The 15,931-nt window shown below is 36.6% G+C and carries 12 protein-coding genes; 1 reads left to right on the top strand and 11 read right to left on the bottom strand.

What is annotated here, in order from left to right:
• Positions 1-40 precede the first annotated feature (40 nt).
• The 4 genes from ribBA to nrdR are packed head-to-tail and all read right to left on the bottom strand — an operon-like array spanning position 41 to position 3,488.
• Positions 41-1,147: a bifunctional 3,4-dihydroxy-2-butanone-4-phosphate synthase/GTP cyclohydrolase II gene (gene ribBA, locus V5290_RS13660; protein WP_333386852.1), complete on the bottom strand. Its 1,107-nt coding sequence runs from the start codon at positions 1,145-1,147 to the stop codon at positions 41-43.
• 48 nt (positions 1,148-1,195) lie between these two features.
• Entirely contained in the window at positions 1,196-1,858 is a 663-nt protein-coding gene (locus V5290_RS13655) for a riboflavin synthase (protein ID WP_333386850.1), read from the bottom strand.
• Between the two features lies 1 nt (position 1,859).
• A complete protein-coding gene (gene ribD / locus V5290_RS13650) occupies positions 1,860-2,999 on the bottom strand; it encodes a bifunctional diaminohydroxyphosphoribosylaminopyrimidine deaminase/5-amino-6-(5-phosphoribosylamino)uracil reductase RibD (protein WP_333386847.1) in 1,140 nt (379 codons plus the stop codon).
• Between the two features lie 30 nt (positions 3,000-3,029).
• A complete protein-coding gene (gene nrdR / locus V5290_RS13645; RefSeq protein ID WP_333387029.1) occupies positions 3,030-3,488 on the bottom strand; it encodes a transcriptional regulator NrdR in 459 nt (152 codons plus the stop codon).
• A 476-nt stretch (positions 3,489-3,964) separates the two neighbouring features.
• Here nrdR and msrA point away from each other — a divergent pair, with 476 nt between their 5' ends.
• Positions 3,965-4,504, top strand: coding sequence for a peptide-methionine (S)-S-oxide reductase MsrA (msrA, locus tag V5290_RS13640; protein WP_333386844.1), 540 nt, complete (start codon positions 3,965-3,967; stop codon positions 4,502-4,504).
• A 64-nt stretch (positions 4,505-4,568) separates the two neighbouring features.
• Here the strand turns inward: msrA and V5290_RS13635 are convergent, their stop codons facing one another.
• The 7 genes from V5290_RS13635 to V5290_RS13605 all read right to left on the bottom strand — a co-directional run.
• Positions 4,569-6,509 (bottom strand): bifunctional diguanylate cyclase/phosphodiesterase, encoded by a 1,941-nt coding sequence (locus V5290_RS13635; RefSeq protein WP_333386841.1) that lies wholly within the window; start codon positions 6,507-6,509, stop codon positions 4,569-4,571.
• A gap of 7 nt (positions 6,510-6,516) precedes the next feature.
• Positions 6,517-7,197, bottom strand: coding sequence for a transglutaminase-like cysteine peptidase (locus tag V5290_RS13630; protein ID WP_333386836.1), 681 nt, complete (start codon positions 7,195-7,197; stop codon positions 6,517-6,519).
• A 20-nt stretch (positions 7,198-7,217) separates the two neighbouring features.
• Complete coding sequence (locus tag V5290_RS13625) at positions 7,218-7,823, bottom strand: OmpA family protein (protein WP_333386833.1); 606 nt, start codon at positions 7,821-7,823, stop codon at positions 7,218-7,220.
• Complete coding sequence (locus tag V5290_RS13620; RefSeq protein ID WP_333386831.1) at positions 7,810-9,216, bottom strand: TolC family outer membrane protein; 1,407 nt, start codon at positions 9,214-9,216, stop codon at positions 7,810-7,812. Before V5290_RS13620 ends, V5290_RS13625 begins: the two co-directional genes overlap by 14 nt.
• Positions 9,217-9,241: 25 nt before the next feature.
• A complete protein-coding gene (locus V5290_RS13615) occupies positions 9,242-10,615 on the bottom strand; it encodes an HlyD family type I secretion periplasmic adaptor subunit (RefSeq protein ID WP_333386827.1) in 1,374 nt (457 codons plus the stop codon).
• Entirely contained in the window at positions 10,615-12,795 is a 2,181-nt protein-coding gene (locus V5290_RS13610; protein ID WP_333386824.1) for a type I secretion system permease/ATPase, read from the bottom strand. The genes V5290_RS13615 and V5290_RS13610 overlap by 1 nt, the downstream gene beginning before the upstream one ends.
• A 115-nt stretch (positions 12,796-12,910) precedes the next feature.
• Positions 12,911-15,931: VCBS domain-containing protein (locus tag V5290_RS13605; RefSeq protein ID WP_333386821.1), on the bottom strand; the 3,021-nt coding region annotated here is incomplete at its 5' end.

Here is a 15,931-nt window from a genome sequence, read left to right as displayed (position 1 = left end):
TTGTGCATTCTAACACAATTCATTTCTATATCGACACTGTTTATTCAGTGATATATTCAACCACTTCTAGCCCAAAACCTGAAAGTGCATGATATTTTTTCTGCGAACTAAATAACGCCATCTTCTGTACACCAAGATCTTGCAATATTTGAGAACCAACACCAACACGACGGCTAGCTCCCTGAGCTTTAGCGGCTACGCGCTCGCCTGCATCTTCTTTATTAATGTATTTAATTTGCTCTATTAATGATTCAGCGGTTTCTTGGTGCCCTAACATCACTAATACACCACCATCTTTTGCTAAACGCGCTAAAGCCGTATGCATAGGCCAAGTACGAGGAGCTAAACGATCAGAGAAGAAGTTGTCAGCAAAAGTATTTTGCAGGTGAACACGAACATTTGTTGTATCACCAGGCTTTATATCACCGTTTACTAATGCAAAGTGAACTTGCTTATCAATAGTATCTTGATAAGCAACGAGGTCAAATTCGCCAAATTCAGTAGGTAATTTACACTGACTAACACGCTCAATAGTGGTTTCGTTATTATTACGGTACTCAATTAAATCGGCAACTGTACCTAACTTAATACCGTGTTTTTCTGCAAAGATTTCTAAGTCAGCTCGGCGAGCCATGCTGCCATCTTCCTTAAGAATTTCTACAATAACTCCAGCAGGTTCACGACCAGCTAGACGAGCTAGATCACAACCTGCTTCTGTATGCCCTGCTCTAGTTAATACGCCACCCTCTTGTGCTTTTAGTGGGAAGATATGACCAGGCATTACAATATCTGTTGGTTTTGCATCTTTTGCTATTGCTGCTAATACTGTTGCAGCTCGGTCAGCAGCAGAAATACCTGTCGTAACACCTTCAGCTGCTTCAATGGAAACAGTAAAGTTAGTTGAAAATGCTGCTGTGTTATCTTCTACCATTAATGGTAATTTAAGCTGTTCGCAACGTTGCCCTGTTAATGTTAAGCAAATCAAACCTCGGCCATGTGTCGCCATAAAGTTAATTGCTTCAGGAGTGACCATATCAGCAGCCATGATTAAATCGCCTTCATTTTCACGATCTTCATCATCCATCAATATAACCATCTTACCCAAGCGAATATCTTCGATAATTTCTGCACTTGTATTCAACTTCATTATTTTTCCTTAACGCTCTGTACTTTAAAATATGTACTTAAATTTGTGTTAACCCATGAAACCGCTTTTTGCTAATAGTTCCATTGTCGATTTTTGTTTGTCGTTTGGTTTTGCAGCTTGTTCGCCTAACATTAAGCGCTCAAGGTAACGAGCAATCACATCAACTTCTAAATTCACTTTACTACCAACACTATATTGCTGCATGGTCGTTTGACTAATTGTGTGAGGAATAATAGTTAACTTAAAACTAGCGCCATCAACGTCATTAGTCGTTAAGCTAATACCATCGACGGTAATTGAGCCTTTTTTAGCAATATATTTTGCTAAGTTTGTTGGGGCTTTTATCCAATATTCCACAGCATTACCTAGTGGTGAAATGGCGGTTATTTCACCGACACCATCGACATGTCCGCTTACAATATGTCCACCAAAGCGATCATTCATCTGCATCGCTTTTTCTAAATTCACCAGAAAACCTGGTTGAATACCTGAAAAGGCACTCAATTTAAGTGTTTCATAGGAAAGGTCTACATTAAAACTATCAGTCGTTAGGTGCGTTACTGTTAAACACACCCCATTATTAGCAATACTATCGCCTAATTTAACATCATTCATACCAAGATCTCCGGCATGCACGGTAATAGTCATATCTTTTTCGTTATTTTGAATTGCAGTGACTTTGCCCACTGCGGCTACAATGCCTGTAAACATATTATTCTCGATGGTTAATAAGACGAATATCATCACCTACTTTTACAACTGAGTGCAAAGTCAGATTAACAATATCATTCATCGTGGAAAATTCTGGTAAGTTTACTAAGTTTCTGCCTTGATCGCCCAGTAATTTTGGCGCTTGGTAAAGAATAAATTCATCTACCAAATCCTCTTTAAAAAACTCACCCGCTAAGGTCGCACCGGCTTCAACCCATAAATCATTAATTTCACGAGCATTCAGTGTTGTTAACAAAGCTTGTAAATCAATTTGGTTGTTGTTGTTTGCAGGTACAATAATTTGTTCTATTAATGCTTTTTTAGTTGAGAAACCTGTCGTATCGCGTTCAACAGTAGAAATAATCCATACCTTTCCAGGCAAATCAAATAGCTTCTCATTTAACGTCAATTTATTATGAGAATCCAAAATAATACGGATGGGTTGACGCAATTTCGATTCAGTCAATAACTCTCGGTCGAAGCTAGCACTATTTAATAACTCTTGATAACGAACATTCAAACTAGGGTCGTCCGCCAATACAGTTTGATTACCTGTTAAAATAGCGCTTTGCTGTGCTCGATAATATTGAACATCAGCGCGAGCATCTGCACCTGTAATCCATTTACTTACGCCATTCTTTAAAGCCGTTTTACCATCTAAACTGGATGCCATTTTTACGGTGATACGTGGACGTTGGTGCTTCATACGAGTAATAAAACCCGGATTTAACAGTTCAGCCTCTTTAGTCAATAAGCCAACATCAACTTGTATGTCTGCCTCTTGTAAAATACGTATTCCTCCTCCAGCCACTTTGGGGTTAGGATCGATCATTGCGACAACAACTCGTTTAACACCAGCTTTTACTAATGCTAATGCACAAGGTCCAGTACGACCGAAATGAGCACAAGGTTCTAAAGTAACATAACAAGTTGCATCTTTAGCTAATTCACCAGCCATCGCTAAAGCATGTACTTCTGCATGAGGAGTACCGGCTTTTTGATGGAAGCCTTCACCAATGATTGCAGCATCTTTGACAATAACGCAACCAACATTTGGGTTTGGTGAGGTAGTAAAACGCCCTTTTTTAGCAAGTAATAAGGCACGTTGCATGTAATGATAATCTGCGTCAGTAAATAACATGTATAAATACTTTTTAAGTTGTAGGTAAGTTTATTTATTCGTTGTATCTAATTTAGCAATTTCTTCGCCAAATTCTTTAACATCTTCAAATGCACGATAAACGGAAGCAAAACGGATATAGGCTATTTTGTCCAGCCCTTTAAGTAAATCCATGACTAATTCTCCTACCATTTTACTTGGTACCTCACGCTCTCCTGTTGCTCGTAAGGTGGATTTTAGTTTATTAACAGCACTCTCAACAGCTTCAATACTTACCGGTCTTTTTTCTAAAGCGATATTGATACCAACGAGTAATTTTTCTTCGTTAAATGGTTCTCTACTTCCGTCTGATTTAATCAAACGAGGCATAATTAACTCTGCAAGTTCAAAGGTAGTAAAACGCTCATTACATTCATTACATGAACGACGGCGACGCACCTGAGAACCCTCGGATACAAGGCGAGAATCGATAACCTTTGTATCTTGAGTATTACAAAAAGGACAAAACATGGCGTATTTCTCTGTGTAATAAACGACTGCCACTTAAAAGCCTGTTCTAGACTCAGTTAAGCAACTAATAATAAAGATTAAAATTGATAAGTAAGTTAACATAATTTCTACAATATTTGGCATTTTTTATCAGTAAATTTTGCTGAACAAAGCCTTATGAATAAGGTGTTCCACAAGCATAATTGCTATTATTTTAATCATTTGATTGTTAAAACCAATCACACTAATTAACTGATCTATTTTACTTGTTAAAATAACTTATTTCTTCGTTGTAATTTTCGCAAATAGAACAAATATTTAACTTAAATTACGCCTTGAACTCAGTCATTTTTTCTGCGTAAAATCTAGGTCACTTATTTAATGTAATTGGTATGAATAATGGAAACTAATACCAATATGCTGTAAATAAAAAGAGAGATTCACTATTTCCTATTATTTCAATCCTTGATGATCGATATAATTTAACGAGAGGTTTTATGGCACAAGAAAAAATGGTTGTTGGTGCAGGTTGCTTTTGGTGCGTAGAAGCAGCATTTAATCAAATTGAAGGTGTAATCAAGGCGGTTTCTGGGTACACCGGAGGGTCAGAAGCATCACAAGCCAATTACCAAGCAGTTTGTACTGGTAACACTGGACATGTCGAAGTAGTTGAAGTCACTTTTGATAATCAAGTTATCAATTACTCTCAACTATTAACTCTTTTCTTTAGTGTGCATGATGCAACACAACTAAATCGACAGGGTAATGATATTGGTACCCAATATCGCTCTGTTATCTTCTATCAAAGCAAAGAACAGAAAGAAATAGCGCAAGCAATGATCAATACAATTAATGAGCAACAATTATTTGATCAAGATATTGTGACGACATTAGAAGCTGGAACTGAGTTTTTTATTGCTGAAGATTATCACCAAAATTATTACTTAAATAATCCAAACCAAGGGTACTGCATGGCAGTGATTTCCCCTAAATTTCAAAAATTTAAAGCACAACATCAGGCTTTATTGAAGAAATAGACATTAATAAAAAGCCCTGTACAGGTGCACAGGGCTTATTCATTTATTAACATTAAGAGCTAGTTTAGCTAATATAAGTCGGTGGTGTAATAAAGCCTTGATAACCGTTAGCGTGTAAGCTTTTAAGCATATTTAATTGCTCTTGATCTTCCACTGCGGTGATAATAACTTCAATACCCAAACCACGTGCAGTATTAATTACTGCTCGGCTTAGAGCTAGGCGTTCGGTTAATTCATCCACTTCCATCTCATTTTTCAAATTACAAGACAGCGATTGATCTAATTTAACATAGTCAGGTTTTACTGATTGTAAGTAAGCTACCGAGCCAATTTCTCGTCCATAGTGATCAATACCCACTTTACCACCCTGCTGCTTAACGATATTAGTGAATTTCTGCGACTGTTTAGGGTACGTCAACACAGTACTTTCTTGTATTTCAAAATGAAAACGTTGTGGGTTCTTTTGACGACTCATGAACAACTCCAACCAATCATGGAAATGTAAGTCTAAGATACTGTCTTGGGTTATATTAATCGCCACTTTTTCTTGTTTTGATAAAATAGTTGAGTTTTCGGCAATCACTTTTAATAACGACTGATCAAACTCACTACCTAACTCAAGTTGTTCAATATAAGGCATAAATTGAGCAGCACGAACAATATTTTCTTCTATTTTTAATCCACTATAAATTTCACGTTGCATAACTGTACCATCTTCAAAAGATAGTGCCGGATGCCATTGTAATAGGAAATTTCGTTTAACAATTGCTTCTTGTAACAGGTCTCGCCATTGTGAAATAGCAACTTCTTGCTCTTCGTTATTCTCAAACCATTGACAAACTTGTTTGTCTGATAAAGCAGATTGCAAAGCACTATCTGCATTCCCTAATAACTGAGATGCAGTCATACCTTGTGCTCTAACAGCTACACCAATTGAGAATTGGTCTTCTTCTTGATAATTAGCGCTGATCATTGCTTGGTTAATAAGACGAATAACGCTCTGTAAATATACTTTTAATTGTTCATTTGAAGCTTTAGTAACTAAAAACACAAACTCTCTACTAGAAATACGGGCGATAACACAAGGCGCAATAGAGGGTAAAGAACGTTGCATCTCCTTTGCTAAAATTTGAATCGTATTATCTCTTACTTGGTAACCAAATTGATCATCGATCTCTTGTAGCCAATCTAATCTCGCAATTAAAACGCCACCATAGCCAGGATCTTTCATCCAGCTTCCTAATTGGCCATTGAGGTATAATCGATTCGGTAATTGCGATACTTTGTCAGTCAGTTTTTCATTTTTTAATGAAACAACTTCTTTATCAAGTTGAGAGAAGACGGTCTGAAGTTGACCGGACATACTATTGATTGCTAGTACAACTTCTTTCAATTCAATGGTTTCAGGAATATTAAGATCTGGTTGAAATTCACGTTTTGCAATCAACTTAGCTTGATCTGCAACACGATGAAGTGGAGCCAAGATCCTAGTTAAACGAAGGCGTAAAATAATAACAGATAAGATAAATAAAATAGTTAGTGTAATCAGTGTATCGGCCATTACTTTCCATAATTGGCTGTAACCAATTGCAGGATTAGCTTCTAACTTTAATGTCGCTAACTGTATCCAGCCATTAGTAATGGTGCTTTCTGTGCTTTGCGTTTCAAATAGCTCTAAATTGATAAACCAATCAGGCACACCTTGAGCTTGTACTGGATTATCCCAAACCTGAGTCTTGCCATTTTCAAGCCAAGTTAAACTAACTTTCTTATAAAAACCACCTTCAAAAATAACATTGATGACCGTTTCTGCAGATGCTATATCACCAGTTTCTAAATGCGGCTTTAACATTAATGTTAATGCATTAGTTGTATTATTTAAGTCAGATGCTATCTGGCTGTCCATAAACGTTTTAGTTTCGGTGAACTGAAAATACGCCAAACTCGTTACTACTAGTAAAAATAGCCCTAGTAATAATGAGTTGATCTGATTAAACAGTGTCATAAATAAGTTACTCCATAGATAATACAGGTTGTTTTAGTTTGTTAAGTCCCATACGAGTATTTAAATCATTCCATCGTTTGAGTCTACTTGGTTTTCCTGCGACACGACCTTGTCTTTTTTCATTGTTTAACCATAGCCTTTTACCGTTAAAGCTATATATAGGAACCAAATCACTTCGGTTACTCGCCTTTTTTATTCGGCCATCAATATTGTCTAAAATTAACGGTTCCGATGTAGGCTTATCATAATAAGCAACAACCATATGATATTGATTTAAAGTTAATGACTTAACCATAACAATACGAAGCTTATCGTCATCAACACCAATTGCTAATAATGTGAAGTACTTAGCTAATGCAAAGTCTTCACAATCTCCAGCATTAACACCAATAAACTCTACAGGTGTAGCCCAATAATTACTTTCGCCCCATAATTTTTTATCCGTTGTAAATCGTAATTGATTAAAAAATCTATTAGTGCGAAGTAATTTTTGCTGTTCATTTTCATAACTTGCATTTAATAATTTCAACCAAGCTTTTCCACGTAATGCAGCCCTATCTCCATAGTTTTGACTTAATGTAGAAATGAGTTTACTTGTATTAAAACTTAATGAACTGCTTGCATAGGTATAAAGATTACTTACATACAAAAGCAAAACAGTTATTATGAATTTTGTTAAAAATGACACTTTATTAGTCGTAATATAGACTATTGATCACGCTTATCTACACTGTAAATATTCCATTTCATATCAATAACTTCTTTACCACCGGCAATTTCAGCAACAATACGACGATTTTGTGCGTTTGCATAATCACTATCGCCTTCAGATAATAGTTTTTCGAAGCCATAACCAATCGCTTTTACACGATCTTGGTTAACGCTGTATCTATTCACTAAAATCGATTTAACAGCTTCAGCTCGTTTTAATGATAACTGTTTATTATACTCAGCTGAGCCAACTTTGCTTGTATGTCCCTCAATTGAAACATTCACAGATTTATAATCCTTTAATAGGATAGCTAGCTTTTGTATTTCAGGAAAATACTTAGGGTCTACTATGGATGAGTCATTATCGAAGTTTACTAACAACGTCACTCTCATTTTTTCAATGACATCTTCACTACAACCACTATTATCGATAGCAGCTCCCAAAGGAGTATCAATACAATTATCACGAGCATTGATTACACCATCACCTTCAGGGTCAGATAAATCATAAAGTTGCTCAGTGGTTACATTGGCAGGATCAATGACATTGATTGAGCAACCACTTAATAAAACGACTCCGGCTAATAAACTAATCTTTTTCATTGTAAACTCCACCATCAAATTCTTGCTCCCCTTTCCACGCTTCAGGGCGTGTTACACGTAAAGAATCCAGCAATGTTCCCATTGCATGTAATACTCTATATTGTGCTGTAATTTCATCAAATTCAGCTTCTAAAAAATCTTTTCTTGCTTCAAAAAGCTCATTTTCAGTATCAAGCAAGTCTAACAAGCTACGTTGACCAATTTTAAACTGCTCTTTGTAATCTTCTTGAGAGTCTTTAGCTGCAATAACATGCATTTTGATATATTGCTTTTGCTTATTAAGTAATTCGAAAGCATCCCATGATAATGTAAAACCTTCTTTTACTTCACGGTGAGCTTTCATATTCAGTGCTTTAGCTTCATTAATTTTGTAAGCAGTTTCTTTAGCGTAAGCTTTATCTCTTCCGCCATTATACAAGTTATACCTAAAACGTAACATTGCAACAACGTCATCATTGTTACCCCCTACATCATTAGTACCATTGTAACCATCTACACCGTCTATATTATCGTTAAAATTAGCTTCAATCTCTAAGTTTAATTCCGGATAAAAAGTCGACTTTGCGCTTTTATATTGTGCATTCGCAGACTGAATATCATTAGTTGATGCCCAGATTGAAGGGTGATTTTTAAGTGCGGCTTCTAGCCCTTCTGCCTGTGTTTTAGGTAGCATGCTGTTATCTGGAAAAGGAATAACTAAGTTTTCAGGTGTTTGATCAACTACACTATAAAACATAGTTTTACTGTCTAAATAATTATTCTTAGCAGCAATTAAGTTTGATTCAGCTTGTGCTAAACGACCACTTATTTGAGACAAATCTGCTTTACTACTAAAACCAGACTCAGTACGTTCTTTTATTTGGTCATAAATATCGATATGCGACTGAAGATTTTTTTCTGATAAAACCACTAACTTTTCAGCTTCAATCAAGTCAATATAAACTTTAGTCACCTCTAGTGTAATATCTTCAGCAATAGAATGTAGACGCCACTGTTCAGCACTTGTTGCATAACTAGTACGATCGACTTCACCACTGGTTTTAAAACCATTGAATAGATTTTGAGTTAAACTTAACCCAAGTTCTCGTCTAGTAAGTTCTTCTGTATTATTTAAACTATCAGTATAACGCCTTGTTGTCGGGCTATCTGTATATTCATAGCCAATACCACCAGTAGCCTCAAGCGTTGGATAATAATCAGCTTCTGCTTGCTCCACTTGTTTTTCTTTCACTTTAAATTGTGTAAAGGAAGTGTGAATCTCTGGATTTGTATCTAGAGTATGTGCAACGGCCTCCTCTAAAGATTGGCTTTGCGCCTGAAAAGGCATTAATACTAAAGAACTGAAGGCAACTAAGGCCACTTTTTTAGTAATTCCATTTTGTAATGATTTCATTCTTTCTCCATATCCTTTACTCAACTTAATACTCTCGTAAAGCCGATTCTTTGGCTCTTAAAATTGGATTAAACATATATTCAAGTACGGTTCTTTTACTTACCATGACATCAACACTGGTTAACATCCCTGGAATAATAGACATTTCGTTTTTATTGTCTTTATTCATACTCGATTCAGTCGTACGAATTCTTACAATATAAAAGCTATTACCTTCTTCGTCTTGAGTGGTATCCGCACTAATTAATTCAACAACACCATCCAAAGCACCGTAACGTGTAAAATCATAAGCAGTTATTTTTACTCGCGCTGGTAATCCAACATGAATGAATGCAATATCTTTAGGGATAATTTTAGCCTCAACCAACAATTTATCCTCTGTTGGTACTATTTCTAATAATACCTGACCAGGCTTCACGACTCCACCTAAAGTATTGATGTGTAGCGTCTTTATTGTACCTACTACTGGGGAGGTAATTAGTGCTTTACTTACTTTATCTTGCACGCCAACTTGAGCTTCGGTAATACTTGATAAAGCCGCTTGTTTTTCATTAAGTTGAGCTCGAGCATCTTTACGAAACTCCAACACTAACTCTTGACGCTTTAAAATAGACTCTTGTAATGCAGACTCATTCCTTGGTAACTGTGTTTGTAATGAACGTAATTCACCACTTAACTCATTGACCGTTCTTTCTAATTTTAGTAATTCGACTTCAGGTACAATATTTTTCAGTGCTAACGGACGAGTCAACTTTAACTCTCTGTTAGCTAAATTTAAACTACTTCTTAAAGTACGCATTTTTGAATTAAGTTCAGTGATCTCTTGTTGTCTTTGTTTAATTTGCTGTGCTTGGATAGCCACTTGATTTTCTAAGCTATTCAAACGGCCTATATATTCATCTTGCTGTTGTTCCACTAATGCCGCTGCTGTAGTTTGCATATCTTCGGGGAACTCTAATTTCTTTTGCTGAATCTGAATTTGCAGAGTCCAATCTTTTACATTTGCAATAAGAATACTACTTAGTTCAGCACGCAAACGAATAATATCTGCTCTTAAAGCGTCTACTTCCTGTCCTTGCTGGGCAAGATCTGAACGGAATCTAGTGTCATCAATACGTGCTAAGGGTTGCCCTTTAGTCACAAGCATTCCCTCTTTAACGTAAAGTTCTTGAAGAATACCGCCGTCTAAACTTTGAATAACTTGTACTTGTGATGAAGGTACGACTTTACCTTCCCCTCTGACAACGCGATCTAATTTAGCAAAATAAGCCCATATAAAAAAACATAAAAATAATGCAAATAAAGCCCATATTGTTAAGCGTTGTGCTGTTGGTGTTTCGGTTATCATTGCTCCGTATACATCATCAGCCATCTCTAAATCTTGCTTAGAACCTTTCATTATTCAGCCTCTTTTGTTGCTGTAGCATATTGGCCTGATGCTAGTTTTTCTAATACATTTTCTTTAGGTCCATCCGCAACAATTTTTCCATTATCGACAATGATGATACGGTCAACTAATTGTAAAAGATGCATTTTATGTGTAATTAATAACATGCTACGATCTTTAATTGTTTGTTTCATTGAATTAATGAATTGTTTTTCAGCTCGCGCATCTAAACTCGCAGTGGGTTCATCTAATAATAATATTTGAGGATCATTTAAAATAGTACGAGCCAAAGCAACGGCTTGTCTTTGCCCTCTAGATAAAGAAATACCACCTTCTCCTACTTGTAAATCTAATCCTTCCGATGCTAAATCCGTAAACAAACAAACACCTGATAATTGCGCTGCACGCAGTAATTGGTATTCAGTAACTTGTCTTGTACCAAATAAGATATTGTCTTTAATTGTACCGTGAAAAAGTGTTATATCTTGAGGTAAATAGCCAATATTACTTCGTAAATCACTCGGGTGTATTTGCTCTTGATGCAAACCATCATAACGAATACTGCCAGATGATGGTTTATATAACCCTAGAATCAATTTAGCTAAAGTTGTTTTACCAGAGCCATTACGTCCAATAATAGCGACTTTTTCAGCAGGCTTAATTTTTAGTGAAAATGGATATAATGCTGTTTTCTCGTTGTTAGGATATTGAAACGAAACTTGCTCACATTCAATATTACCTTCCAACTTATTACGACTGACTAGATGCCCTTTATTTTCAAATTCACTCTCTTGCTCCATTATTCCATCAATTTGGCGGAGTGAACTAGTTGTTTGATTATAACGAGTCATCAAAGCAGCAATTCTTGCCATAGGTCCTATTGCTCGGCTCGATAACATAACTGCAGCAATAATAGCCCCCATTGAGATTAATCCTTCAGAGACACGATAAACCCCAAGAACAATAACCGCAATAACCGAGGCTTGAATAACGAAACTTGAAACATTAGATACAGAGTTAGTGATCATTTTCACCTTTAGCTGCCATTTAGCTGTGTGACCAACCATCTGCTGCCAGGTATGTTGAATAAGCCCTTCTGCTCCATTTGCTTTAATCGACTCTAATGAAGATAAACTTTCCACAAGATGCCCATGTCGTAAACCCGAAAACTTATTACTTTCTTCAATAGCAACCTTTAGCCTTGATTGAACAGTAAAGCTATATCCAATAATTAAGAAAGTTGCAATAACTGGAAAGTAAACTAGATCACCTGCGACAAGCCAAATGATAAACATAAATAAAATAGAAAAAGGGAGATCAACCAAAGCAGTGATTGTTGCAGAAGATAAAAATTCTCGAACACTATCAAACTCACCAAGTTGGCGAGCCATACCACCGACACTTGACGACCTTTTTTCTAGTGGTACCCCAATAACTTTTGAAAATAGTTTGGAAGATATTTCAACGTCAACTTTTTTACCAGCAACATCGATTAAATAAGCCCTAATTTGCTTTAAGATGAAATCAAAAATATAAGCTATAAAAGCACCTATAGCTAGCACCCATAATGTTTCAAAAGCTAAATTAGGAACAACCTTATCGTAAACATTCATTACAAATAACGGTGAGAGTAAGGCAAAAATATTAATCAAAACAGACGCAATAATGACATCTCGATATATAGATGCAGACTCTTTAATGCTATCCCACAACCAAGTATTGGTAGATTCATGAATATGAACATCGAAATGTCGATCACCGTGGTATTTCTGCTTAATTAAAAACAGATAACCAACGTACTCAGATTCTAACGCTTCAATACTGAGTACTTCTTGCCCTCCAGTTTCAGGGAAGGATACTTTTGCTTCATTATTTTGCGTATCTATTTCATGTAAAATACATGCTTGTTTATTTTTAAGCATTAAGATACAAGGCAATAACATACCAGGTAATGAATCTAAGTTTCGACGATCAAGCTTTGCACTTAACCCAGCTCGGCTAGCGGCTTGAGGAACTAATTCAGGAGTTAAGTTTTGCTGTGCCAATGGTAAACCAGCTGCCAATGCTTCCGCAGAACATGGTGTAGAAAAATATTCACTTAAGAGAACTAAACAGTCTAATAAAGGATCATGCCCGATGCGTGTTGACGCGTTAATTTCCCATTTATTTTGTTGAGAATTGTTTGGATTCAAAGTTACCCCTTAAAATTAATAGTCATGATGATACTATTTTTCCAACAGCATTGTCATGACCTATTAAATACCTTTTATTGACCATCAGCACGCTTTTGTTGATGATATCATTTTATTACACAATATTATCATCTATGCCAGCTGAAGAGGTAGACACCTCTCCTGAATCTGCTTCAGTAATAATCAATGCTCCTTCATCGTATAAAGTATTAATAACAGTTTCTACTTCATCGGAAGTTAAATCTCCCTCATGAGTAATACCGTCTAACTGCGTATCTTCCAACACAATCGTTGTGCCTTTATATGTGTTATTTGGGTTTTCATTAATATCGTTACTGCTAACACTAATCGTCGTATCGGTTCCATCAAAACTAATATCAAAGTATTGTCCAAGAGAGTCTTCTGTTTCTCCCTGCAATAAATCACTCAAGTCTAACTTATCCCCTTCTGCGACGTTAAAGTCGGTGATTGAATCGCTACCATAAGTATCTGCATCTCCCCAAATAAAGGTATCTGCTCCATCTCCACCTGTAAGTATGTCACCGCCTCCGATACCGCCTGTTAATAAGTCGTCACCATCTCCGCCAAACAATACATCTGAAGCATAGTCTCCTCCAAAAATAGTGTCATCACCAGCATTACCATGAAGGGTATCGCTTCCATCTCCACCGTAGATAGTATCATTACCGTCTTCGCCTAGTACAGTATCGCTACCAGTGCCGCCACTTAATGTATCGTTACCAACTCCACCGAATATTTGATCGTTATTATCGCCACCAGAAATAGTATCTTCTCCAGCATTACCATAAATTATATCATCACCAGAGTTACCGTTAATTTGATCATCACCAGCACCGCCTTCTAGTGTATCGGCGTTACCAGTCCCTTCGATGTTCTGGCCCTCTGTTTCATTACTATCTACAGGTTCGTTAGTGGTATCCGAATCTGTTTCATTACCATCTACAGCTTCGTCAGTGGTAGTCGAATCTGTTTCGTCAATTGTACTGTCAATGATCCCATCTGGACTAGCATGAGTAACGGTTACATATCCTGTCGCAGTGTTTGATACATTACCATTTTCATCAATCACATCATAAGTAAACGAATCAATACCTGTATAACCATCATCTGGAATATAAGTAGCAACCCCATTAACCAAAGTGATAGTACCATTATCGGGATCGCTAATTGAATTGATCGAAAGACCGTTACCAGTATCATTAGATAACAGATCTAGTTCAACTGAACTTCCTGTGTCGACACTTGCTCCATCAGCGTAAGATAAGTTTTCAGCAACCCAAATATTATCTCCATTCGCTAAACTCATATCTAGAGTCAATTCATAATCGCCAGCCTGATCCCAATAAATAATCTCTATTGAGTGATAACCTTCAGCTAGAGTTAATGAAACACTTGTTTGGATACTTGGTGTGATTTCAGAAAAAGTAATGACTTCTTCGCCATCAATTAACAGCTGAAATCCATCATCATGTTGAACATCAATAGTATATAAGCCTGTTTCAGCGACATATAAATTACCTGTTAAATCAATAATCGCGTCAGTTGCTGTGTTTGATGAACCACCATTAATTGTCTCAATAGAGTCGGCATCATTATTTAAAAACCCAACTAGGCGATTTGGCACTCCATCTTGAACTCCAGTAGCTAAATTAGAACCGTTTACATTCCCATAATCTAATTCAGTTGAAACAAATGAAATATCTGCAACAGGGTTTGCATCGATATAATCTTTTACAATTGTTAAGGTTTCAGTATTTTGACCTTCTGCATTTTCATCGTATCCCCAGTATTGTCCGATTAACCCAGTGATAGGTGCTTCCGCATCATCAACTGCTATTACAGGATCAGCACCATTAATGGTGATAGAAATATCCTGAGTTTCACCATTTAATTCTACGGTAAATGTTTCTACAATAGTTTCACCAGTATCTAGATCCTCAATATCACTGTTATCAACTTCATATGTCCAATTCCCATCTGCATCGATAATCAACGAGCCAAGTGCACTAGTACCTGCTGTTGAAGAAGCAAATGTGACTGTTGGTGAAAAATTACTTCTATCCGAGTCATCTACATCAGCAAAAGTAACCTTTCCAGAATCGGTTAATGTTGCAGTGGTATCCGCACTATTTTCTGATACTTGCCCTTCTGCACTATCGCCAACACTGCTATCAACAATAATTTCAGTAGGATCTTCGGCACCTATAATATCAATCGTAATAATTTCTTCGGTACCATTTAAAGTGACCGTATATATTTCAGTTATTATTTCGTTTTCATCTAAATGTTGAACTAATGAGTTATCAACACTATAGCTCCAGTTACCGTCACTCTCTAAAGTGACTGTTCCTAATTGACCTAAGTTAGAAGTGGTACTTGTAAAGTTAACTTCAGGCTCAAAAGAAGCATTATCCGAATCATCTGCATCCGTAAATTCAAGAGTATCATTTGTTGTTAAGAATCCAGATGTAACATCGTCATCTTCAGTAAGTCTAGCGTACGCATCTCTTGTTCCTACTGGTTCAATGGTTGTAGGATCATCAGTACCATTAATGGTGACTGAAATATCGTGTGTAGTTCCGTTTAATGTCACTGTGAATACTTCTACTAATGACTCATTTTCTGCTAAGTATTGAACAGCACTATTATCTACTTCATAAGTCCAATTTCCATCAGCATCGATAGATATTTCACCTAAAGCAGTATCGCCTTCGTTCTCAGGAGAAAACGCTACAGTAGGTGCAAAGTTCGCACTATCTTCAGCATCTACATCAGAAAATGTTAATGTTCCTGAATCCGTTAAAGTTTGTGTAGTACTTACATCTTCATCTTCAGTTACTTCACCAGTATCACTATCTGATGCTCCTACTAGAATTTCAGTTGGATCATCAATCGGATCAACCGTCACTGTCACAGTTTCTGTATTGCCATCTTCATTAGTGTACGTAAATTCGTCTTCACCATTGAAGTCTGCGTTTGGCGTGTAGGTCACGGTACCGTCAGCGTTAATTGCTACAGTCCCGTTTGTGCCGTCTGTTACTGACGCAACAGGAGATGTGACACCATCTGCATCGGTATCATTTGCGACGACATCGATAACCACTGGCGTATCTTC

It is taken from the genome of Psychromonas arctica, assembly GCF_036697365.1.
Classification (GTDB): Bacteria; Pseudomonadota; Gammaproteobacteria; order Enterobacterales; family Psychromonadaceae; genus Psychromonas; species Psychromonas arctica_A.
Note: the sequence above shows the minus strand (reverse complement) of the source record. Positions and strands in the feature narration are given on the sequence as shown.